Source organism: Streptomyces sp. NPDC002623, assembly GCF_053592635.1.
The window spans coordinates 1-20,321 of the sequence record NZ_JBSFWB010000075.1 but is presented as its reverse complement, the minus strand read 5'-3'; the positions used below and the strand labels follow the sequence as shown (position 1 = coordinate 20,321).

The window sequence follows — 20,321 nt, the reverse complement described above, 5'->3', positions numbered from 1 at the left end:
GGGATGCAGCCCACGTTCAGGCAGACGCCGCCCCAGTACTTCTCCTCGACGACCGCGACGCGCTTGCCCAGCTGGGCGGCCCGGACCGCGGCCACATAGCCGCCGGGACCGGCGCCCAGGACCACGACGTCGAAGCGTTCGTCCTGCTCGACCATCAAAAGATCCTTTTCCACAGGGAAGTCCACGGTCCCAAGATCCGGCGCACGGAAGGCAGACGGTCAGTCAGCCACGCGGGCAAGGGTCTTCTCTAGGTCCTCGACGGTGTCCAGGACGACGTGCTCATCGGCGATCGCGGGCGTCCGGGCGACGCCGACCGCCGCCTCCCCGACCTGATCGGCGGTGAGCCAGTTGGGGTCGCCGCCCGGGCGGCTGCGGTTGATGATCGGGCCGAGGACGAGGTCGTTGATCCGCCGCTTCCCCTTCAGCTCGGCGCTGAACGCCTCACGCATCATGAGCTGCGCGGCGCCCTGCATGCTGACGATGCCGGCGGCCGGGTACGGCTTCTGCCCGGAGAAACCCGCGATCGTGATGTAGCTGCCGTCCTCCGTGAGGCGGGGAACGAAGGAGCGGGCGAGCGCCATGTGCGAGGTGGCGACGTCGACGAAGACCTTCTGCCAGTCCTCCTCGCTGATCTGCCACAGGGCCTTGCCCATCCACCAGCCGCCGACCGAGGCGACCACGTGGTCGACGTGGCCGAGCTCCTCGACGAGCTTCGTGGCCAGCGCGTCCGTGTCGTCGAAGGTGCCGTAGCCGGCCTCGATGGTCTTGAGGTTGCCCGTGAGTTCGGGGCCGATCAGCTTGGCCAGCGCGTCGAGGCGCGATTGGCTGCGGCTGGGGACGACGACCGTGGCGCCCGCCTTGAGGAAGGCGCGGACGATGCCTTCGCCCACGTTGCCGGTGCCGCCGGGGACGACGACTACCTTGCCGTCGAGAGGTGTTGAGGTCGGGGTGCTCATGGTGCTGTTCCTTATGGGGAGTTACTTGGCGGGCGGGAGCTGGTCGTCGGGTATCGACGCCGGTACGGCCTGCACGTTGACGGTGAAGTCGATCGCGTCGGAGATAACGCCTTGGAAGGCGTCGACGCCGAAGTCGCTGCGCCTGACGCGCCCGGTAGCCGTCGCGCCGACGCGTGGGACGCCGAAGGCATCGGTGACGGGGCCGGCGGTGTCCGCCGCCAGGTCGACGGTCCGGGTGACGCCGTGCAGGGTGAGTTCGACCGTCATCAGGTAGCGCGACGGTACGTCCTTGGCCAGGGAGACCAGCCGTATCTTCGCCTCGGGATGGGCCTCGGCGTCGAGGAAGTTCTCGCCTCTGATGTGGTGGTCGCGCGGCGGGATGCCGGTCTGGAAGCTGGTGACGTCGAAGGTGGCGTCGAAGGAGAGCAGTTCGGGTGTCTCGCCCTGGGCGGCGTCGCTCAGCCGGACGGGTCCGCGCAGGCCGGTGAAGTTGCCGCGGACGGTGGTGACGAGGTAGCGGACGGCGAAGTCCACGGACGAGTGGGACGGGTCGATCTTCCATTCCATGGCGGTTGTCCTTGGTCCTTTCCTAGGCGTATGTGGGGCGGATCGGTCAGTCGCCGAGCATCGCTCTGGCCTCGATCGGGCTCAGATGGGACACCCGGGTGGTGTTGCGGGACGGTCCCTGCAGGAAGTTGACGAAGACGGTGCTGAACGCTTCCGGCAGGTCCGTCTCACGGGCCGATTCGGTCATCAGCCGGATCCAACGGAGTCGCTGCTCCTCGGTGATGCGCAGGCCCACGTGCTGCTTGAGCAGGAAGCGCAGGTCGCCACGCTCGCGCAGATAGTCGTCGGGGCCGCCGAAGGTCATGACGAAGAAGTCCGCGATGTGTCCGGCGTGATCGTCCAGGCCGGCGAACATCGCACCGAGCAGGTCGTCCGCCTGGGCCTTGGCGAGGAACGTCTTGGTCATCCGGTGGAAGGCCTCACTGCCGCCGGCCAGTTCGTAGAGGTTCATGGTGTCCGGTGCCCCATTCAGCCGAGGTCGCCGGACTGCGCGGCACCCGAGAGTGTCCGCCGCACCTGGTCGGGGGTGCGCAGGTGGATGGTCCGGCCGTGCACGCCCTGTGCGTTCGGACCGGCGAGCCAGGCCAGGAACTCGCCGACCTCCTCGCCCTGCAGGGGCGATCCGGGGCGGGTGCCGTTCGGGCCGAGGTAGGCCCACATCACCATGTCGTTGACCCGCGGTTCGCCGCCGGTCTCGTCGGCGACGGCGAGGACGAGACGGTTCTGCGCGGCCGTCGCCGCGGCGATGGGGCCGGTGGAGGAGTGCACGCCGTCTGTGAAGCCGACGGGGCCGTTGACGGTCGTGAACGAGCCGCCCGGCTTCAGCACGGGCACCAGCGCTTCGGCGATCACGAAGTGCGGGTACACCGTGGACTCGATCACCTCGCGGAACGCGTCGAATCCCCCGGACAGCACCGGCGGTCCCTGGTACCAGCTCGCGACGGTGGACACCACGGCGTCCAGACCGCCGAAGGTCCGGGCCTTCGCCTGCTCGGCGATCTCCCGGGCTTCCTCGGGGCTGCCGATGTCGCCCGGAAGCCCGGTCAGTCGGTCCCGGAGCTCCGGGTCGAGCCGGGAGCGCAGACGGTCGAACTTGGCCTTGCTGCGGGTCGGCACGAGCACGTCGGCACCTGCGCGCAGCAGCGCGTCGACGGCGAAGAATCCTACGTTGCCGGTGCCGCCGGCAACGAGCGCGGTGGCTCCGTCGAGTGCGGGGAGCGGGAGCGGGGTGGTCATCACTGCCTCTTTCCTGGAGGTCAGGTAACTAAATACAACCTGATTACTCCACACAACCTGGGGAGTCGGGATTCTGTTCCCGCCCGCGCTCCCCCTCTTCATCAGGCCAGTGCGGCGCGCACGCCCGGCACGACCTCCAGCGCGAAGACGGTCAGCTGGCGCAGGTGATCGGCGTCGGGCCAGTAGACGAAGCCGTTCATCCCGTACTCGCGCACGAGGGACACGAGCTGGTCGACCCACTGCCGCACATTGCCCTGGAACGGCACGGCGGACTCGACGGGACTGATCAGTCCGTTGAGGTTGTAGACCTTGCGCAGCGACGCGGGGTCCCGGTCCGCCTCCTGCGCGCCCGCGTCGAGCCGCGCGACGGCGCCCTTGAGGCGGTCGAGGCCGAGAAAGCCGTACGAGGGCATCCAGCCGTCCGCCTTCCGGCCCGTAAGCGCCAGCATTCGCGGGCCGTAGGCGCCGAGCCAGATGCCGAGGTCCGCCGAGGGGGCAGGCCCCGGGTGGACGCCGGAGATCGAGTAGTGCTCGCCCTTGAAGCGCACCGAGCGCTCGCCGCTCCACATCAGCCGGGTGATGTCGATGGCCTCGTCGAGCGCCGCCACGGCCTCCTTGGGCTCGCGGCGCGGTCCGCCCATGGCCTCGATGGCGTCCCAGAAGGCTCCGGTGCCGAGGCCGAGCTGGATCCGCCCCGGGGCGAGCACGTCGAGGCTGGCCGCGGACTTCGCGAGCATGGCGGGTGGGCGCAGCGGGAGGTTCGCGACCGTGGGCACGAAGGTGATGCTCCGGGTGGCGCCCGCGAGGTAGCTGATCAAGGTCCAGGCGTCGTAAAACCTGGGCTGATACGGGTGGTCCTGGACCGTGACGAGATCCAGGCCGGCCTTCTCGACCTGCCGGGTGATCCGAAGCGGCTCCCCCGGGTCCTCCCAGACGGGGTCGACATTGGCCCCGAAGAGCACGGGAAGTGACATGGGGGACTCCGCTCACTCGACCATCACCGCTTACTCCAAAAGAGTATCCACTTACACATCACCTCTCGACGCGACAGCACCGAAATCCCCCGGCCTTCGCCTGGACGGCGCGCAAAGTGCATCCCGCGGTCTTGACGGGCTCTAGGTAAGCCAGTTTTTACTTACTTCATCGACCGCGCATCGTGGAGGCAACAGACATGCGGTTCTTCCTCTACACCAACGCCCAGTCCCCCGGCCCCGAAGCCGACACCCGGATCATCGAGGCCCTCGTCGAACAGTCCCTGCTCGCCGATCGTTCGGGTTTCGAGGGCATAGCCCTGACCGAGCACCACTTCGACAACTACAACACCTACGGGAACGCGTTCATGATGGCGGCCTACCTGGCCCCCAGCTGACACAGGCCACGCTCCTGCTCGCCCTCACCGTCCCCGCAACCCAGAACCCGATCGAACTCGCCGAACGGGCCAACCTCCTCGACCAGTTGACGAAGGGCCGGGCCATCATCGGTGTGGGTCCCGGCAGTTCACCAGTGGAGTTCGCCGGCCTGGGCCGCGACCACGCCACCCGCCACGCCGCCATGGAGGACGCCCTCGAAGTCGCCCAGCAGGCCTGGGCGTTGAAGCAGGACACCGAGCCCCCTCACCTACTCCACCGCCTACGACCACGGCAAGGTGACCGGCCGGATCATGCCCGCCCCGGACGGCGGCAAGCAGCACCCCCGACTGGCCCGTGGCACCCTCTCCGACAACGGCTTCCACTGGACGGCCGAGCGTGGCTGGCCGGTGTTCTTCGGCCGCTACCCGGCCCCGCAGATCGCGGACAAACTCGCCCTGTACCGCACGGCGCTCGAAGAGAGCGGCCACTCCCCCGACGTGATCGACGAGGCCCTGCGCTGGTCCTTCGTCCAGAGGATGGTCTACGTCGCCGACACCGACGAACAGGCGCTGGCCGATCTGATCGAACCCGTCCGCTTCTACCAGTCCCTGATCGGACGGGCCTTCCCCAAGCCGAAGGGCGACCACGTGGGCGAAAGCGTCGACGTCCGCAAGGCGTTGGGCGCGGCAGCGGGCGACCCCCGGGAGTTCCTGGACGCCGCCGCCTTCTACGGCTCCCCCGACACCGTCGCCAAGAAGATCGAGGAACTGGTCCCCACAGGGCTGCAGAACCTCGCCTGCCACATGTACTTCGGCGACATGCCGCTGCCGAAGGTGAATCGCTCGATGGAGCTGTTCATCGACGAGGTCATGCCCCGCTTCACCAACGACTGATTCGGGAGACCGTGCCATGGCGACATCACAAGACGCGGCTGACTTCCTCGAGCAGAACATGCGCGGCGATGTCCACCCGGGATTCCGCGCCCTGGAACGGGTCGACCCGACATACCTCCGGGCCTACCAGGAGTACGCCCGGGTCGTGTACGGACAGGCCGACAGCGTCCTTCCCTCCGGAATGCGCGAACTGATCGTCATCGCGCTGCTCGCCGGGAAGGGCGACTGGCCTCAGATGCAGCTGCACACCCGCCGAGCGCTGCTGAACGGAGACCGCGACCAGAAAGTCGGTCAGCGCCGCCGACGTGCGGGCCGAGCCTCACGTGGAGCGGAACAAGGAAACCTTCCGACGCCTGCAGTACGAGGTGATCATGGGTGGCCGCGACGAGTTGATCGAGGAGCCTTGGCGTCGCCGACCGCGTTGACCTGGTGCGGGACTTCGCGCGGCAGTAGCAGCGGTCCTCACTCCGGAGCGACCACGCTGAGCGAACTCCATGTGCCCGGCAAGGCTCGCACCGCCTCGATGATTCGGGATCTGAATGCTTGAGCCCCAGGAGAAATGGCGTTGCTTAAAGCATTGACCATCCCGGTTTCGGGCTTCGACACTCGAACGCGCCGCCCTACGATCAAAGGCCGCCGTTGAGTTCACCTTCTGACGGCAGCTCAGGGGTGGTGTGCCAGATGACGTGCACCACAGGGAAGGGACGCCCTCATGCACCAGCCCCGAAACCATGCCCCGACCGAGCACAGACGTACGGACGGGCCTACTCGTCGCGACACGCTGAAGGGATTCGGCGCCACGGCCGCCGCCGTCGCGTTCCTCGCCACACTGGGACCGGCCGTCGCCGCGGGACCCGCTTCCGCAGCCACCACCGGCAGCCGCCGGGTCCGCGACCTGCTCGCCCGGCTCACTCTCGACGAGAAGATCTCCCTGGTCCACGGGGCCACCGACCCCGTACGCCTGGGCCAGGCCGGATACCTGCCCCCGGTGCCCCGGCTCGGCATACCGGAACTGCGCCTGAGCGACGGCCCTGCCGGGGTCAACGTGGCGGCCTCGGCCACCGGCCTGCCGCCCATGTCCACCGTGAGCGCCTCCTTCAACCGCGAACTCGCCCGCGAATACGGGGAGGTGATGGGCCGTGAGGGCCGCACCCTGCGGATGGACGTGCTGCTGGCGCCGCAGATCGAGGTGTCGAGGGCGCCGTTCTTCAGCCGCAACAAGGACCAGACCGGCGAGGACCCCTACCTCAACGGGGTCCTCGGTGCCGCACAGATCCAGGGCGTGCAGGCGCAGGGCATGCTGGCCCAGGCCAAGCACTACCTGGCCAACAACCAGATCCTGGGGCAGTTCAACCGCGCCGCCCCCAACGACCCGCTGACCAACTTCGACTTCCGGGTCGACGACCGCACCCTGCACGAGACCTACCTGCCGGCCTGGGAGGCGGTCGTCCGCGCCGGTGTCTCCTCCGTCATGGCGGCGTACAACCACCTCAACGGCGAGTGGTGCGCGGAGAACAGGACGACGCTGACCGACATCCTCCGCGGCGAGCTGGGCTTCGAAGGATTCGTCACCTCCGACTGGGGCGCCACCCACAGTCTCTCCATCGAGGACGGCCTCGACCTGCAGATGCCCAACGGCTCCTTCTTCGGCGACCCGCTGAAGCAGGCCATCCAGGCAGGCACCATCCCCGTGACCGCGCTCGACCTGGCGGTCGGCCGGATACTCGGCCAGTACGACCGCTTCGGCCTGCTGGACGGCAGCCGCAAGCCCGCCCGCCCCGCCATCGACATCGCCGCGGGCGCCCGCACCGCCCGCAAGGCCGCCACCCAGGGCGCGGTGCTGCTCACCAACGACGGCGGACTGCCGCTCGGCCGGGCCGCGCTGCGCTCCCTGGCCCTGATCGGCCCGACCGCCGCCCAGGTGGCGGTGACGGTGTCCGGCGAGCGGGCGTACGGCTTCGAGGACCGCATGGTCTCCCCGCTGGACGCGCTCCGGCGCACCGCGGGCGTCGACATCGCCCACTCCGTGGGTGCGGACCTCACCGGCGCCCCCGTGCCCACCTCGGTCCTCACCCCGGCGAGCGGCACCGGGCACGGGCTGACCCGCACTCCCGCCGCGGGCGGTGACCAAGTGGTCGACGCCACCGTGGACTTCACCGGCGGCAAGGCCTTCCCGATCGGTTCGTCCTACGTGTGGACCGGCACGCTGACCCCGCCGAGCAGCGGCGAGTACGCGCTGATGGTCCAGGCGTGGGGCGGGGCCGCCGCCCTCTCCCTCGACGGCGCCCAGCTCGCCACGGCCGCCTCCTCCCGAGACAGCTTCGTCCGCAAGTGGACCAGCATCGTGCCGACCACCGACGGCCTGGACAACGGGCGGGCCGTGGTCCAGCTGACCGCGGGCAAGGCGTACCAGATCAGAGTCACCGCCACCGGGTGGGCCGAGACCATCCAGGGCCGAGGCCCGGTCCAGGTGCGCCTGGCCTGGGTGACCCCCGAGCAGCGCGCCGCCGACATCCGGGCCGCCGTACGTCTGGCCCGGCGGGTGCACACCCCGGTCGTGTTCGCCTTCAACGGCTCCGGCGGCTCCACCGGCGGCTCCGGCGACCGCACCAGTCTCAGCCTGCCCGAACACCAGGACGAGCTGATCGAGGCGGTCGCGGACGCCAACCGCAACACCGTCGTCGTGCTCAACGTCGGCGACCCCGTCACCATGCCGTGGCTCGACAAGGTCGGCACCGTCCTGCTGGCCGGATACGTCGGCCAGGAGGGCGGCTGGTCGACCGCCGACCTGCTGCTCGGCCGCGCCAACCCCGGCGGCAAACTCACCATGACCTATCCGAAGAAGGAGGCCGACCACCCGGTCCTGGACCCGGCCCACCCCGAGCGCTACTACGGGATCAACGGCGTGGTCACCTACAGCGAGGGCATCTTCACCGGCTACCGCCACTTCGACCGGGAGGACATCGAACCCCTCTTCTGCTTCGGACACGGCCTGTCCTACACCAAGTTCGGCTACGACCGGCTGACGGTACACCCGGCCCGCGACGGAGGCCTGGACGTCACCTTCACCGTCACCAACCGAGGCCGCCGCACCGGAGCCGAGGTCCCGCAGGTCTACGTCGGCCCACCCAGGAACGCGCCCGTCGAGATGGCGGTCCGCAGCCTCGCCGCCTTCGACCGCGTGGAACTGGACCCTGGCCACTCACGCCGCATCACCCTGCACGTCACCGAACGCAGCCTCTCCTACTGGGACACCGACGCGCAGCGCTGGATCCGGCCCGCCGGCCGCCGCACCGTCCACGTCGGCTCCTCCTCCCGCGACATTCGCCTCACTGGTGGCGCGACCCCGCGACAGGACTGACCCCGGCCCCTGTAGGGCGTGGTGATTGAAGCCAGCCGGGGAAGAACCGGTGTTCCACACCTGGCGCCATTCGGTCCGGCGGCCGGCGGCAGCTCCCTTTCGAACATGGTGGGGCACCACAGGAAGTCCGCGGCTCGGCGCGGGCTGACGGACACGGGTCGACGGCTCCCCGCGCCATCGGCCCATCCCGAAGGAGGCAGGAACCCCCGGCGCTACGCCCCGTTGCTGCCCCTGCTCAGATCTGTCCAGGGCGGCCACCCGAACCAGTCACTTCGCAGCATTTCGCTCCGCCGATCACCCGATCCGCACTCCCTATGGACGACGACGTCACGGTGCCTGTCTCCCCTGGTCGCGGGAAAGACAGGCACCGTTGCTTTCACAGGAATGCCGGCCAGTCAGTCGGCCTGGGCAGGCGGCGGGCCGACGATCTCGACGTCGTACTTGGCCGCCAGCCGGCGCAGTTCGTCCATGTCCGGCCGGACCGACACCGGCGGCACGGTCCGGGTCTCGGCCGGCACCCCGGCCTCGCGGTGGAAGGCCTCGATGCCGCCGGGGAGGGAGAACTCCAGCATCCGCACCTCGGTGTCACCGACCGCGTTGACCTGGTGCGGGACTCCGCGTGGCAGCCAGATGAATGTGCCTGGGCCGCATTCGTTCACGTCGTCCCCGCATCGGGCCTTGACCTTCCCTTCCAGGACGTAGAAGGCCTCGTCGTGCTTGTGGTGGATGTGCAGCGGTCCGGCCATGCCGGGACTGGCCCGTACTTCGAGGACGCCGAACTTTCCGTCGGTGTCCTCCGCTGAGGCCAGCACGGTCATGAGCGACTCCATGTACCAGACGGCGGTGCCGTCGGCCTCGGTCGCGACAAACCCGGGTGCGGTCATGAGCATCTCCAAGAACGCGTTTGGAGATAAGTAAAAATATACTTATCCAGATGTGGTCGTACGAGGTCGGTCGTACGAGGTCGAAGGAAGGTGGGGCACGTGGCGAGAGACGCCGATCTGACCCGGCAACGGATCATGGAAGCCGCTTTGGACGAGTTCTCCGAGAAGGGCCTCGCCGGAGCGCGCGTCGAGTCGATCGCCCAGCGCGCCGGGGTCAGCGTGCGCATGCTGTACGTCCACTTCCGCAACAAGGACGGGTTGTACGAGGCGGTGCTGCGCCGGCATGTCGCAGCACGCGCATCGGCGCTGTCGGACACGTCGATGCCCCTGCCCGACTTCGTGCCCCGGCACTTCACCGGCCTCCGCCACGACGAGATCTTCGTACGGCTCGTCATGTGGGAGGCGCTGACCGGCTCCGATGCGCACCCTGTCATGAACGAGGGAGAGCGGAGCGAGAGCTACACGAAGACGCTCGGCTACCTGGCAGCGCGCCGGGACGCGGGCGAGCTGGACCCGTCGCTCGACACCGAGATGACGCTGCTTGCCGTGATCGCGCTGGCGTCCTTCCCGCCTGCCTTCGGTCAGATCGTCCGCATGGTCACGGGCCTGCGCCCGGACGACCCCGCGTTCGTCGAACGCTACGAGACCTTCCTGCGCGACCTGGCCCAGCGGCTGGCACCGGCGTCTCCGCCGTGCCAGGGCTGATCCGGCGCCGTGCACGGTCATGTCGTCCGCGTGCCGAACAGTTCGCCGAAACGGCCCGTCATCAGGTCCGCGCCCTTGTACTGGGCGGTGATGGCGGCGCCGAGGACGCCCTGGCCGGGGAGTTGGGCCGCTCCCCCGGTCGGGCCGAGCGGCAGGATGATGGCGGCGGGACCCGGCCGGTAGGTGGCGAGTCCGTCGGAGCCCTCGCCCTTGATGAGCGCCTTGATGTTGTCGGCGACCACCTGCGCGTGGCGCGATGCCGTACCGGCGCGCTTGGACTCGGCGATGTCGGTGATGTCTCCGAGGGCGAAGACCGAGTCCTGTCCCTTGACCTGGAGGGTGTCGGTGACCGCGACCTCGCCGTTCGCCAGCCGCACGTCCGCGAGAGCGCCGGCCAGGTAGCCGGTGGTGGGGACGACGCCGAAGCAGCGGAACCAGATGTCGGCGGTGATGTCGACGTCGGCGGTGGTGCTGACGTGGAAGGTGCCGCGCTCGCCGGACGCGGTGGACGGGTTCTCCTTCAGCGGAGAACCGAGGACGAGCTGAATGTCCAGCTCACCGAGTTGGCGGCGGATCTCCTCGCGCAGTTCGGAGGCGTACTCGCTGAGGATGTCGGCCACCGGGTCGACGACGACGACCTTCTTCTCGGGCCATACGGCCTTGATCTCACCGGCGAACTCAAGTCCGACCGGTCCGGCGCCGAGCAGCAGCACATGGTCGGCCGCCTGGAGCTCGGCCTGGGCCTCCCGGTACTTCTGCTGGGCCCCGGCGGTGTCGTCGAGGTCGCTCTTTGCGGGGAAGGGGTAGCCGGAGCCGGTGGCCAGCACGATGTAGTCGGCGGCGATCTCCTCGCCGGAGGCCAGGGTCACGCGGCCCGGTTCCACCCGCACCGCGCGGTCGCGCACCACGCGCCCGTTGGTGAGCAGCTTGTCGTAGGGGAGGAAGACCCGCGGCAGGAACTCCGGGTCCACCAGGGCGCGCAGGGCGCCGACGGCGTGGAAGAACGCGTCCTTGGGCTCGACGAGGACGACGTCGGCGACGCCGTCCAGGGCCTTGGCCGCGGCGCTTCCGCCGTAACCGCCGCCGATAACCACTACGGTCGGGGACATCTGTGCTCCTTCAGGGTCAACTCGTGTGTCTGTCGTGCGCGCGGTCACGGTGCCGTCAGCAGTCCGTGCATCGCGCCCGACTGGTAGCGCTCGACGGCTTCGACGACGCGGGTGGGGCTGGAGAGGCAGAACCCGCCGTACATGTGCGCGGGGGTGCGCAGCGGCCTGCCCGCTCCGAACAGGAACTGGCCGCCCTGCTCTCCGGCCTCCAGCTCCACGGCGCCCATGCCGGGTTCGAACACGGCCAGCCCGGCCGGGCCCAGCTCGCCGCGGCTCGCTGGTGTGGCGATCCGGCCGGCGCCGTCGACCATCATCACGAAGCCACGGAACTCGGGGGCGACGGGGATCTCGACACGAGCGCCGGGCCCCAGCATCAGGTCGTAGACGTGTGATCCGGCCGCCTCGCGCACCGGCGAGCGCAGCCCGAACGCCTCGCCCGCGACCACGCGGACCCGCACGCCGTCGGCGAGTTCGTCCGAGGGCAGTTCCTGCGGGGTGAAGTGCATGCCGTACGGGTCGCTCTGCTCGTCGGTCTCGGGCAGCCGTACGAAGATCTGCGCGCCGTGACCGAGCCGCCCGACCTCCTCCACGACCTCGTCGTGCACGATGCCCGAGCCCGCGACGGTCCAGTGCACCCCGCCCGGTTCGATCAGGCTCCGGTCGCCGAGGCTGTCCCGGTTGTGGAACCGGGTGGTGGAGTCGTCGAACAGATAGGTGACCGCGGAGAAGCCGGCGTGCGGATGCGGCGAGAAGACCGGTCCGGTCATCCGGAAGAGGTCCGTGTTGAGGAACGGATCGAGGTCGACCACGAAGCGGGCACCGCGGGCCGAGAACAGCGTTCCCCGCTCGTGGGTGTCCAACTCCATGACGGTGGACAGGACTCGGGGCCCGTTCACGCCGAGTGCTCCTGCTTCCTCGCGTTGATGGCGAACAGCGTGATCAGCAGGCCGCCCACGAAGAGGAATCCCGCGACGGTGAAGGCCGTGGTGTAGCCGTGTGTCAGTGCCTCGCCGGCCTTGGCGACCGTGGCGAAGTCCTTCATCGCGACGGCGCGGTAGAAGGTGCCGGCCGCCTCCGCGAGACGGTCGTTCGCCGCCGAGGTCGAGATCGTGGTGAGCACGGCCAGGCCGAGCGCGCCGCCGACCTGCTGCGCGGTGTTGAGCAGTGCGGAGGCGATGCCGGAGTCCTGGTCGCGCACGCCGCTGACCGCGCCGAGCGTCATCGGCACGAAGCTCATGCCGAGGCCGAGCGCGGTGACGAACATGGCGGGCATCAGATGGGTGACGTAGGAGGCGCCCGGCTCCAGGGTGCTGAACCAGAACATCCCCGCCGCGCCGATGACCAGTCCGGGGCCGGCGATCTGCCGGGGCGCGAGGCGGGCGACCAGCTTGGAGCTGATGCCGGCGGCGATGCCCATGCCGAAGCTGAACGGGAGGTAGGCGAACCCGGTCTTGACCGGGCTGTAGCCGAGGATCTGCTGCATGTAGAGCGTCAGGAAGTAGAAGGTGGCGAACATGCCGGCGCCCAGGAACAGCATGGTCGCGTACGACCCGGCGCGGTTGCGGTCCTTGAACAGCCGCAGCGGCAGCATCGGGTGCGTGGTGCGCATCTGGAGGACGAGGAAGAGGGCGAGCAGGACGACGGCCACGCCGAAGAAGGTCAGGGTCAGGGCGTCGGACCAGCCGTCCTGGCCGCCGCGCGTGATGCCGTAGACGAGCGCGATGAGGCCGCCGGTGCCGGTGATCGCGCCGGGGACGTCGAGGCGTCCGGTGTTGCGCTCGCCCTCGGCGAGCAGCTTCGTTCCGGCGAGTACGGCGATGCCGATGGGGATGTTGACGAAGAACACCCACCGCCAGTCGAGGTAGTCGGTCAGGACGCCGCCGAGGAGGAGTCCGACCGTGGAGCCGAGGCCGGCCATGGCCGCGTACACGCCCATCGCCTTGTTGCGGGCCTTGCCCTCGGGGAAGTTGGTCGCTATCAGGGAGAGCGCGGTGGGTGCGGCGATCGAGGCGCCGATGCCCTGCAGGATGCGGGCGCCGATCAGCAGTTCCTCGTTCGGGGCCAGGCCGCCGAGCACCGAGGCGAGCGTGAACACCGCGATGCCTATACGGAACATGCGGCGGCGTCCGAAGAGGTCGCCGGCCCGGCCGCCGAGCAGGAGAAGTCCGCCGAAGGCGAGGGCGTACGCGTTCACGATCCAGGCCAGGTTCGACGCCGAGACCTCGAGGTCGGTCTGGATGCTCGGCAGCGCGATGTTGGTGATGGTGCCGTCCAGCACGACCATCAGCTGTGCGGCGGCGATGACGACGAGGGCGAGACCGAGGTGACGCCCGGGGGGAGCCTCTTCCGCTTCTCCCGGTGGGACGGAGTCCGGGTCGGCGGGCGTGGTCGTGCTGTCAGCGGGCATGGCAGGACTCCTGGTTCGGCGGCAGGCCGGAAGCGGCACCTCAAAAAATATACAAGCGTTGAGATTTATTTCGCACCGCCCCCGGCCCACCGTCCTTCAGGAGTTCGGCTCAGGAGTTCCGAGCCGGGGTTCAGGAGTTCTTCTCCTCCTGGTTGACGATGAAGTCGGCCGGGATCTCCGGGCTCCAGACGGCCGGCGGGCAGTCCCAGTCGCCCGCCTTCCAGTTCTCGGTGATGCAGTCCATGTCGCTGGAGTACTCGATCCAGCTGCCCCACGGATCCTGGATGTAGTGGAAGAAGTTGGAGCCGAGCGTGTGGCGGCCGAGTCCCCAGCCATGGCGGTGACCGGCGGCGGACATGGTCCGCGCACCCATCGCGATCTGGTCGATGTCGGCGACCTCCCAGCTGGAGTGGTGCAGACCGGGGTGGGTGGCAGGCAGGAAGCCGAAGACGTGGTGGTCGCCGGGCCCGGAGTTCATGAAGGTCGCCTTGCCCCGGATGCGGTCCGACAGGCGCAGGCCCAGGGTGCGGGCGTAGTAGGCCTCGGACGCGTCCAGGTCCGTGCTGAAGATCAGCATGTGGCCCAGGCGCCGGGGGCGGGGCTTCTCGTCGGCGGTGAGCCAGCGCGCCTGGCCGACGCGGCGGATCCGGTCGCCGAAATTGACCTCGCGGGCATCCGTGGTGCCGAAGTCCCGCCAGGCACCGAGCCGTTCGTCGCGCAGGTTCAGCAGGTTGCCCTCATGGTCACGGAACCACAGGCCGCCGGGGAGCTGGGCGGGTGCGTCGAGCAGCCGCACACCGAGACCCTCCAGATGGCGCTGCCACTCGGGCAGCGAGTCCGGCTCCACGGCGAACGCCACATGATGCAGTCGCTTGACCGGCCCCTCCAGCAGGACCGCCTGGTCCTGCTCGCGGCCGTCGCAGCGGACTACGAGAGCGTTGTCCCGCTCGGCCGTCCGCAGCCCGAAGGCGTCGTAGAAGCTCTGGCCCGTGTCCAGGGAGGGGACCTGGAGTCCGTAGTGCAGCAGGCCTTTGACACGCAGCATGGCAATCTCCTCACAGTTCCGGTGCGCCACGCCCCGGCGGCTCACACCACTTCTAAGTGTGTACACCTTTTGGGGCAGGAGTCCAGCTCTCCACGGCTGCCGTTCCGAGATCCGCACCGCAGACCATGACGGTCGCCTGGCCCACATCGGGGGCCGCACGGCCCGGGGCGAGGTCGTCGATCACCCGGCGGGCGGTGCGCGCAAGATGCCTGGTGATCAGCCCCACGGCCTGGTCCGGGGCGCCCGCCATGACGGCCGCGAACAGGTCGTAGTGCTCCTGTCGGCGCTGCGGGAACACGCCGGGATGGCGGTCCTGCAGCGTGCGCAGATAGCGCTCGCTGCGTTCGGCGTACGAGGTGATCGTGCGCAGGACCGTGGGAGTGCAACGGCACACGAGCATGCGGTGGAAGGCCCGGTGCGCCTCGTGCCACGCCATGGCGTCGCCCGTCTCCTCGGCGCGGTCCATGTCGTGCAGATGCGCCGAGGCCTCCTGCACCTCCTGCCGCGTCAGACGCCCGGCGGTGATCCGCACGCCCATGGCCTCCAGGGAGATCCGCGCCGCGTAGAGGCAGTCCAGATCGGCCACGTCCAGGCCCGTGACCCGGCCCCGGTGGTTGATGTCGGCGTCGATCAGCCCCTCTTCCTGGAGCATCCGGAACGCCTCGCGCAGCGGGGTGCGGCTGACGTCGAAGACCCGCGCCAGCTCGGCTTGCTTCAGCTCCGTGCCGGGCGGCAGGAGACCGTCCAGGATCAGCCGTCTCAGGTGGTCGTGGATCTCGACGCTGGTGCGCCGGGGATGGGAGATCACCGGCCGTGGCAGACCGCCGAACAGACCGAGCAGACCTTCCGTCGCATCCGCTGCATCCGTCGCGTCCATCCGAGTCACCCGCACCGACCGCCTCTCCACTGCATCCGGCTGCCCGGGGCCTGGTCACCACATCTCCCGCAGCTTACCCTTCCCGGCGTAATGTGTATGCACTATGGTCCGACTGCCGTCCACGCAGTCCCACAGAGCCGCCCGTTGGAGGAGAGCCATGCAGTCAGCTGACTGGTCGTTGGTGCAGTACCGCGCCGGAGACTCCGAGAAGACCGCCGTCGGTGTCCTGATCGACGGAAACGTGGTCGAAGGGCCCCCCGAGACGGGCGGTCTGACGCTCCTGGAGGTACTGCGTCGCTGGGACGCCATAGCGCCCGGGCTGCGCAACTGGACGCCGTCCGCGTCCGCGACCATCTCCGATGCCCGGCTCGCCCCTCCCCTGACGTACCCGGGCAAGGTGCTGTGCGCCGGCGCCAACTACTGGGACCACATCGCCGAGATGGGCATCGAGCGTCCCGATGCACTGGGCGAGCCGTTCTTCTTCCTCAAGCCCCCGACGACGACGGTGACCGGACCGGGCGATCCGGTGCCGCTGCCCGCCTACCCCGGCGCGCGGGTGGACTGGGAGGCCGAACTCGCCGTCGTCATCGGCCGCCCCGGCCGCAACCTCTCCCCCGAACAAGCCCCCGACCACGTGGCCGGCTACCTCGCGGCCAACGACATCTCCGCCCGGGACCGGCTCAGGTCCGCGCTGCCCGTCGCCGAGCCCTTCACCTTCGACTGGCTGGGACACAAGGGGCAGGACGGCTTCTGCCCGCTCGGACCGGGTCTCGTGCCCAGCTGGCAGGTGCCCGACCCGCAGAACCTGCGGATCCGGCTCAGCGTCAACGGGGTGGTGAAGCAGGACTCCTCCACCGCGCAGATGATGGTGCCCATACTGGAGGTGGTCGCCGCCGCGAGCCGCCTCACCCGGCTCGAAGCCGGGGACGTCATCCTCACCGGCACCCCGGCGGGATGCGGGATCCCGCGCGGTGAGTTCCTCGCCGCCGGGGACGAGGTCGTCGTGGAGATCGAACGGATCGGCCGCTTGCACAACACGGTGGTGGCAACGGCGATGACGTCGTGAACAGCACACCGATGCGTACGGCGGTGACGTCATGAACACTCTGGACAGTACGCCGACGGTCTGGCCCGAGCCGCTGCCGGTGCCCGGGTCGATGCGGGCCGTGGTCTTCCGCCGCTTCGGCCCGCCGGACGTACTGGAACAGGCCGTGCTCGACACGCCCCGCCCCGGCCCCGGCGAGGTCCTCGTCCAGGTCGCCGCGGTGAGCATCGGCCGCCTGCTCGACCTGACAGCCCGCGCGGGCCGCCACCCGTACGCGCAGTTCCGGCTGCCGCACGTCCTGGGCGCGGACCATGCCGGGGTCGTCGCCGCGATCGGGGACGGCGTGGGCTCGGTCCGGGTCGGCGACCGGGTGGCCGTCTTCCCTGTGGTCACCTGCGCCGCCTGCGCCATGTGCGTCGAGGGCCGCGAGGAGGCCTGCACCTCCCTGGCTCTGATCGGTACGCACCGCCCGGGGGCCTACGCGCAGTACTGCGTGGCCCCCGCGCGCAACGTCCACCGGGTGCCGGACGGCATCACGCCCGCGGTCGCCGCGACCCTCGCGCTGAACGGGGCGGTCGCCGCCAACCAGCTCGCCCAGGCAGGACTGCGGCCCGGCCACTGGGTACTGGTGCAGGGCGCCGCCTCGGCCCTGGGCTCGGCCACGGCCGCGCTCGCCCGTCATCTGGGCGCGCGGATCATCGCCACCTCCCGCTCGCCTCAGAAGCGCGAGGCCATGGCCGCGGCCGGAGCCGACGTCGTCCTCGACGCCACCGCCACGGACTTCGCCGCACAGGTCCGCGCGGCCACCGACGGCCATGGCGCCGACATCGTCGTGGACAACCTGGGTGATCCGACCGTGTGGGACGCCACGATCGACGCGCTCGCCCGCGGCGGCACGGTGGTGACGTCCGGGGCGTTCCTCGGCGGCAAGGTGCAGCTGGACCTGCTGCGCCTGTACTCGAACTGCCAGCGCGTCATCGGCGTACGCACCGGGAACCCCGCCGCCGTGGAACAGCTGTGGGCGCAGGTCGAGCAGGGGTTCCGGGCGGTTCTCGACCGGACGTTCCCCATCGCGCACGCCGCCGACGCGCATCGCTATCTCGAGGACGACAGCAACGTGGGGCGCGTCGCGCTGACAGTAGGACCGCAGGACTGGGAGGACTAGCCGGCCGTGCATGGGGGCGATGTCCGCCTCGTCGCACCAATCGGAGCCGCGACCGTCTTGGCCTGCACAGAGCGCCGGGGCGGTCAGGTTGCGCTGGGGAGATGGAGCCCCCGGTGGTGGGCGGCACGGTAGTCGCGGGGGCGCATGTGCTTGAGGCGGAGGAAGCGGCGGTTGAAGTTGGAGAGGTTCTGGAATCCGCTGCGGGCGGCGACTTCGGTGACGGGCAGGTCGGTCGTGGTGAGGAGGCGGCAGGCGGTCTCGACACGGAGTTGGTTGACGTAGTCGGTCAGGGTGCGGCCCATGGTGCGGTGGAAGAAGCGGCTGAACGACGTCGGTGCCATGTGCGCGATGGCGGCGATCTCGCCGAGCTCGACCGGGCGGGTGTGGACCTGCTGCAGGTGGCGGCAGATGTCGTCGATGCGGCGGCGCGCTTCGGTGTCGGGGGTGGGGGCGTAGCCCGGGCCGGTCAGGGGCTCGGAGCCGGTGTTCCGCGCGAGTTGGTTCAGGACGTCGAGCAGGGCGACGGTGGCGGCCGCGCTGTCGGCGAGCTGCGGCAGGCCGGTCAGGAGGCGCCGGGCGGGCTCGGGAGCGTGCGGGAAGAGCAGGCCGCGGGCGGACCGGTCGAGCAGGGGCTGCACCGGGCGGAACTGCGGCAGGGCAAAGAAGTCCGCACCGAGGAAGTCGTGCCGGAACTGCACGACCGAGGCCTCGGCCATGCCCGTGGGGTACGGGACGGAGCTGAAGGTGTGCGGCAGATCCGGGCCGAGGAGCATGAGGTCGCCGGGCCGGTAGGGCTCCACGGTGGTACCCACATAGCGAGTGCCGGAGCCCTCCGTGATTAGCACCAGTTCGTACTCGGCATGGTAGTGCCAGCCGAATTCGAAGGCCTCCTCACGTCGTAGGAAGCACTTGAAGGTGGTGTTCTCGGGCAGGCTCCAGTGCTCGTGGCGAGGTCTCACACGAGGCAGCGTACCCAGGGCGGCCGGATCGCTACCGGCTAATTGAGTACCGGAATCGGACAACACGCGCGTAGTGCGGACGGCGACGCGCTGCGACGGTGGACAGCGGCATCCCCCTGGGGCTGACGACGAACGAGGAGTAGCCGCGCATGACCGCCATCACACGATCCCGGGTGTCCGAACTGGACCTTCCCTACGAGGGCCTGAGTGCAACCGCCACCGCCGACTTCAACCGGGACGGCTTCACCCACCTGTCGCGGGTTCTCTCGCCGGACACCATCGCGGAATACGAGCCGACCATCACCTCGGAGGTGATCCGGCTCAACACCCAGGACCTGCCGTTGGCGGAGCGCGACACCTACGGCAAGGCGTTCCTCCAGGTGACGAACCTGTGGCAGCACAGCGACACGGTACGGGAGCTGGTTTTCTCCCGCCGCCTGGCGAAGATCGCCGCCGACCTGCTCGGTGTGCACGCGGTGCGCCTGTACCACGACCAGGCCTTGTACAAGGAACCCTCGGGCGGCATCACCCCCTGGCACGCCGACCAGTACTACTGGCCGCTGTCCTCCGACCGTTGCCTGACCCTCTGGCTGCCGCTGCAGGAGACCCCGCCGGAGATGGGCCCGCTCGCTTTTGCCCGCGGCAGCCACAACTTCGCCCACGGCCGCGATCTGCCCATCAGCGACGCGTCCGAAGCGCGACTGAAGCAGGCTCTCGAAGAGCAGGACTTCGAGGACGTCGTCGCCCCCTACGCCCTCGGCGATGCCAGCTTCCACCGCGGCTGGACCTTCCACCACGCCGGCCCCAACCACAGCAGCGTCCCGCGCCGCGTCATGACCGTGATCTACCTGGACGCCGACATCCGCGTCGCCGAACCCACCAACGACAACCAGACCGCCGACCGCGACTGGATGCCCGGCACACCGGTCGGTCAGATCCCGGACACTCCGCTCAACCCCGTCCTCTACGACGCCAGCCAAGCCTGAGCTTGTCCTACCTTCCGAGCATGGGTCTGAGACGGTCACTCGTAGGATCGTCGGACCCAGGGGTTCCGGGTATGGCTGTGAGCTTGTCGCCGTCAGCTCCGTCTCGCCCGCCCCCTGGCCGTCGACCTGCGACGCCCCTGGGAACGACCCGTCCCCTCGAACAGGCTCACCCCTGCCCGGGTCCGCCGTGGGTTCCGACACCTGCACGCCAAGATCTCAACGCCAGTCGGAGTGCCGAAACCCTCCAGGGCCGGCCCCGGACGCCCATCGGGCTCGAAGAACCGCCGCCCCGCCAAACGCTACGACGTGGGCCTACTCCTAGTCACCGGTGCACTTCACCGCCGACCGACCCACCACAAGATCGGCACCAAACCCCGTAGGACGGGCTGACAAGCACGAAGGAGGATCAGCACACTGAGTACATGCGATATGAGGAGAGAGCCAAGCTCACGGCAGTGAAAGCCCTGGTCCCGGTGGCCATCCTTGTCTCCTCACCAGTGATGCTGATAGCAGGGGCACCGATTCGTCGCCGATACCTCCGCTACATCTACCGGGAAGATGCCCCGCAGATCCTGAACAAGGAGCGGGGCCAGGTCAGCGTCCACTACTTCGTGGTCACCAACCCTCTTCTCGGATGGATCTGCTGGCCCGCCGAAGCACTCGCCCGTCTCATCCCACGCCGAGGGTCGGGTGGCCCGGGGGATCTCACCCCCGGGCTCCCACAGAACGGAGCGTGACAGTCTCCCGTCACTCCGCTCTTCTCATCGAGTCCACACG

The 20,321-nt window shown here is 69.4% G+C and carries 22 protein-coding genes and 2 pseudogenes; 11 read left to right on the top strand and 13 right to left on the bottom strand.

The window, feature by feature from the left end:
* The 6 genes from ACWD4O_RS47695 to ACWD4O_RS47670 all read right to left on the bottom strand — a co-directional run.
* The coding region (locus tag ACWD4O_RS47695) for an FAD-dependent oxidoreductase (RefSeq protein WP_451276752.1) at window positions 1-155 on the bottom strand (155 nt) is incomplete at its 3' end.
* A 63-nt stretch (window positions 156-218) separates the two neighbouring features.
* Window positions 219-956 carry an SDR family oxidoreductase gene (locus ACWD4O_RS47690; RefSeq protein ID WP_451289395.1) on the bottom strand — a complete coding sequence of 246 codons (738 nt, stop codon included), beginning with the start codon at window positions 954-956 and terminating at the stop codon, window positions 219-221.
* 21 nt (window positions 957-977) lie between these two features.
* Window positions 978-1,523 carry a YceI family protein gene (locus ACWD4O_RS47685; RefSeq protein WP_451289394.1) on the bottom strand — a complete coding sequence of 182 codons (546 nt, stop codon included), beginning with the start codon at window positions 1,521-1,523 and terminating at the stop codon, window positions 978-980.
* Between the two features lie 46 nt (window positions 1,524-1,569).
* Complete coding sequence (locus ACWD4O_RS47680) at window positions 1,570-1,974, bottom strand: globin domain-containing protein (RefSeq protein ID WP_451289393.1); 405 nt, start codon at window positions 1,972-1,974, stop codon at window positions 1,570-1,572.
* A gap of 17 nt (window positions 1,975-1,991) precedes the next feature.
* Window positions 1,992-2,759 (bottom strand): SDR family NAD(P)-dependent oxidoreductase, encoded by a 768-nt coding sequence (locus ACWD4O_RS47675; protein WP_451289391.1) that lies wholly within the window; start codon window positions 2,757-2,759, stop codon window positions 1,992-1,994.
* A 101-nt stretch (window positions 2,760-2,860) separates the two neighbouring features.
* On the bottom strand, window positions 2,861-3,733 hold the full coding sequence (locus ACWD4O_RS47670; RefSeq protein ID WP_451289389.1) for an LLM class flavin-dependent oxidoreductase: 873 nt from the start codon (window positions 3,731-3,733) through the stop codon (window positions 2,861-2,863).
* 197 nt (window positions 3,734-3,930) lie between these two features.
* Between ACWD4O_RS47670 and ACWD4O_RS47665 the strand changes: the two genes are divergently transcribed.
* From ACWD4O_RS47665 to ACWD4O_RS47645, 5 genes and pseudogenes are all read left to right on the top strand, one after another.
* Complete coding sequence (locus ACWD4O_RS47665) at window positions 3,931-4,128, top strand: LLM class flavin-dependent oxidoreductase (protein WP_451289388.1); 198 nt, start codon at window positions 3,931-3,933, stop codon at window positions 4,126-4,128.
* Window positions 4,125-4,289, top strand: a pseudogene (locus ACWD4O_RS47660) (LLM class flavin-dependent oxidoreductase); the annotation flags it as partial. The gene ACWD4O_RS47665 and the pseudogene ACWD4O_RS47660, both read left to right, overlap by 4 nt.
* A gap of 115 nt (window positions 4,290-4,404) precedes the next feature.
* Complete coding sequence (locus ACWD4O_RS47655; protein ID WP_451289386.1) at window positions 4,405-5,001, top strand: LLM class flavin-dependent oxidoreductase; 597 nt, start codon at window positions 4,405-4,407, stop codon at window positions 4,999-5,001.
* Window positions 5,002-5,017: 16 nt separating this feature from the next.
* Window positions 5,018-5,548 (top strand): carboxymuconolactone decarboxylase family protein, encoded by a 531-nt coding sequence (locus tag ACWD4O_RS47650; protein ID WP_451289385.1) that lies wholly within the window; start codon window positions 5,018-5,020, stop codon window positions 5,546-5,548.
* 165 nt (window positions 5,549-5,713) lie between these two features.
* The gene (locus ACWD4O_RS47645) at window positions 5,714-8,362 is read left to right on the top strand and encodes a glycoside hydrolase family 3 protein (protein WP_451289384.1); all 2,649 of its coding nucleotides are present in this window, start codon (window positions 5,714-5,716) and stop codon (window positions 8,360-8,362) included.
* Window positions 8,363-8,757: 395 nt separating this feature from the next.
* Here the strand turns inward: ACWD4O_RS47645 and ACWD4O_RS47640 are convergent, their stop codons facing one another.
* Window positions 8,758-9,246 carry a cupin domain-containing protein gene (locus ACWD4O_RS47640; RefSeq protein ID WP_451289383.1) on the bottom strand — a complete coding sequence of 163 codons (489 nt, stop codon included), beginning with the start codon at window positions 9,244-9,246 and terminating at the stop codon, window positions 8,758-8,760.
* Between the two features lie 99 nt (window positions 9,247-9,345).
* Here ACWD4O_RS47640 and ACWD4O_RS47635 point away from each other — a divergent pair, with 99 nt between their 5' ends.
* The gene (locus ACWD4O_RS47635) at window positions 9,346-9,951 is read left to right on the top strand and encodes a TetR/AcrR family transcriptional regulator (protein WP_451289382.1); all 606 of its coding nucleotides are present in this window, start codon (window positions 9,346-9,348) and stop codon (window positions 9,949-9,951) included.
* 17 nt (window positions 9,952-9,968) lie between these two features.
* Here ACWD4O_RS47635 and ACWD4O_RS47630 read toward each other — a convergent pair whose 3' ends face one another.
* The 5 genes from ACWD4O_RS47630 to ACWD4O_RS47610 all read right to left on the bottom strand — a co-directional run bounded on the left by ACWD4O_RS47630 (window position 9,969) and on the right by ACWD4O_RS47610 (window position 15,389).
* Complete coding sequence (locus ACWD4O_RS47630; protein ID WP_451289381.1) at window positions 9,969-11,060, bottom strand: FAD-dependent oxidoreductase; 1,092 nt, start codon at window positions 11,058-11,060, stop codon at window positions 9,969-9,971.
* 44 nt (window positions 11,061-11,104) lie between these two features.
* On the bottom strand, window positions 11,105-11,956 hold the full coding sequence (locus tag ACWD4O_RS47625; RefSeq protein ID WP_451289380.1) for a pirin family protein: 852 nt from the start codon (window positions 11,954-11,956) through the stop codon (window positions 11,105-11,107).
* Window positions 11,953-13,467, bottom strand: coding sequence for an MFS transporter (locus ACWD4O_RS47620; protein ID WP_451289379.1), 1,515 nt, complete (start codon window positions 13,465-13,467; stop codon window positions 11,953-11,955). Before ACWD4O_RS47620 ends, ACWD4O_RS47625 begins: the two co-directional genes overlap by 4 nt.
* Before the next feature lie 130 nt (window positions 13,468-13,597).
* Window positions 13,598-14,512 (bottom strand): VOC family protein, encoded by a 915-nt coding sequence (locus tag ACWD4O_RS47615; protein ID WP_451289378.1) that lies wholly within the window; start codon window positions 14,510-14,512, stop codon window positions 13,598-13,600.
* A 52-nt stretch (window positions 14,513-14,564) separates the two neighbouring features.
* Complete coding sequence (locus tag ACWD4O_RS47610; protein WP_451289377.1) at window positions 14,565-15,389, bottom strand: GntR family transcriptional regulator; 825 nt, start codon at window positions 15,387-15,389, stop codon at window positions 14,565-14,567.
* Window positions 15,390-15,546: 157 nt separating this feature from the next.
* On the opposite strand from ACWD4O_RS47610, the gene ACWD4O_RS47605 reads away from it, so the two are divergent.
* Window positions 15,547-16,455 (top strand): fumarylacetoacetate hydrolase family protein, encoded by a 909-nt coding sequence (locus tag ACWD4O_RS47605; RefSeq protein WP_451289376.1) that lies wholly within the window; start codon window positions 15,547-15,549, stop codon window positions 16,453-16,455.
* A 31-nt stretch (window positions 16,456-16,486) separates the two neighbouring features.
* A complete protein-coding gene (locus tag ACWD4O_RS47600) occupies window positions 16,487-17,599 on the top strand; it encodes a zinc-binding dehydrogenase (RefSeq protein WP_451289375.1) in 1,113 nt (370 codons plus the stop codon).
* 83 nt (window positions 17,600-17,682) lie between these two features.
* On the opposite strand, the gene ACWD4O_RS47595 is transcribed toward ACWD4O_RS47600, so the two are convergent.
* Complete coding sequence (locus ACWD4O_RS47595) at window positions 17,683-18,558, bottom strand: helix-turn-helix domain-containing protein (protein ID WP_451289374.1); 876 nt, start codon at window positions 18,556-18,558, stop codon at window positions 17,683-17,685.
* A gap of 149 nt (window positions 18,559-18,707) precedes the next feature.
* Here ACWD4O_RS47595 and ACWD4O_RS47590 point away from each other — a divergent pair, with 149 nt between their 5' ends.
* The 3 genes and pseudogenes from ACWD4O_RS47590 (at window position 18,708) to ACWD4O_RS47580 (ending at window position 20,281) form a co-directional block, all read left to right on the top strand.
* Entirely contained in the window at window positions 18,708-19,544 is an 837-nt protein-coding gene (locus ACWD4O_RS47590) for a phytanoyl-CoA dioxygenase family protein (RefSeq protein WP_451289372.1), read from the top strand.
* A gap of 93 nt (window positions 19,545-19,637) precedes the next feature.
* Window positions 19,638-19,934: pseudogene (locus ACWD4O_RS47585) on the top strand (NF041680 family putative transposase); the annotation flags it as partial.
* A gap of 32 nt (window positions 19,935-19,966) precedes the next feature.
* The gene (locus ACWD4O_RS47580; RefSeq protein ID WP_451289371.1) at window positions 19,967-20,281 is read left to right on the top strand and encodes a hypothetical protein; all 315 of its coding nucleotides are present in this window, start codon (window positions 19,967-19,969) and stop codon (window positions 20,279-20,281) included.
* Window positions 20,282-20,321 lie beyond the last annotated feature (40 nt).

What these genes read in the sequence shown, in the direction of transcription:
- ACWD4O_RS47690 (WP_451289395.1), bottom strand. Translation starts at nt 956, where the DNA reads ATGAGCACCCCGACCTCAACACCTCTCGACGGCAAGGTAGTCGTCGTC.
- ACWD4O_RS47685 (WP_451289394.1), bottom strand. Translation starts at nt 1,523, where the DNA reads ATGGAATGGAAGATCGACCCGTCCCACTCGTCCGTGGACTTCGCCGTC.
- ACWD4O_RS47680 (WP_451289393.1), bottom strand. Translation starts at nt 1,974, where the DNA reads ATGAACCTCTACGAACTGGCCGGCGGCAGTGAGGCCTTCCACCGGATG.
- ACWD4O_RS47675 (WP_451289391.1), bottom strand. Translation starts at nt 2,759, where the DNA reads ATGACCACCCCGCTCCCGCTCCCCGCACTCGACGGAGCCACCGCGCTC.
- ACWD4O_RS47670 (WP_451289389.1), bottom strand. Translation starts at nt 3,733, where the DNA reads ATGTCACTTCCCGTGCTCTTCGGGGCCAATGTCGACCCCGTCTGGGAG.
- ACWD4O_RS47665 (WP_451289388.1), top strand. Translation starts at nt 3,931, where the DNA reads ATGCGGTTCTTCCTCTACACCAACGCCCAGTCCCCCGGCCCCGAAGCC.
- ACWD4O_RS47650 (WP_451289385.1), top strand. Translation starts at nt 5,018, where the DNA reads ATGGCGACATCACAAGACGCGGCTGACTTCCTCGAGCAGAACATGCGC.
- ACWD4O_RS47645 (WP_451289384.1), top strand. Translation starts at nt 5,714, where the DNA reads ATGCACCAGCCCCGAAACCATGCCCCGACCGAGCACAGACGTACGGAC.
- ACWD4O_RS47640 (WP_451289383.1), bottom strand. Translation starts at nt 9,246, where the DNA reads ATGACCGCACCCGGGTTTGTCGCGACCGAGGCCGACGGCACCGCCGTC.
- ACWD4O_RS47630 (WP_451289381.1), bottom strand. Translation starts at nt 11,060, where the DNA reads ATGTCCCCGACCGTAGTGGTTATCGGCGGCGGTTACGGCGGAAGCGCC.
- ACWD4O_RS47620 (WP_451289379.1), bottom strand. Translation starts at nt 13,467, where the DNA reads ATGCCCGCTGACAGCACGACCACGCCCGCCGACCCGGACTCCGTCCCA.
- ACWD4O_RS47615 (WP_451289378.1), bottom strand. Translation starts at nt 14,512, where the DNA reads ATGCTGCGTGTCAAAGGCCTGCTGCACTACGGACTCCAGGTCCCCTCC.
- ACWD4O_RS47610 (WP_451289377.1), bottom strand. Translation starts at nt 15,389, where the DNA reads ATGGACGCGACGGATGCAGCGGATGCGACGGAAGGTCTGCTCGGTCTG.
- ACWD4O_RS47605 (WP_451289376.1), top strand. Translation starts at nt 15,547, where the DNA reads ATGCAGTCAGCTGACTGGTCGTTGGTGCAGTACCGCGCCGGAGACTCC.
- ACWD4O_RS47600 (WP_451289375.1), top strand. Translation starts at nt 16,487, where the DNA reads ATGAACACTCTGGACAGTACGCCGACGGTCTGGCCCGAGCCGCTGCCG.
- ACWD4O_RS47590 (WP_451289372.1), top strand. Translation starts at nt 18,708, where the DNA reads ATGACCGCCATCACACGATCCCGGGTGTCCGAACTGGACCTTCCCTAC.
- ACWD4O_RS47580 (WP_451289371.1), top strand. Translation starts at nt 19,967, where the DNA reads ATGCGATATGAGGAGAGAGCCAAGCTCACGGCAGTGAAAGCCCTGGTC.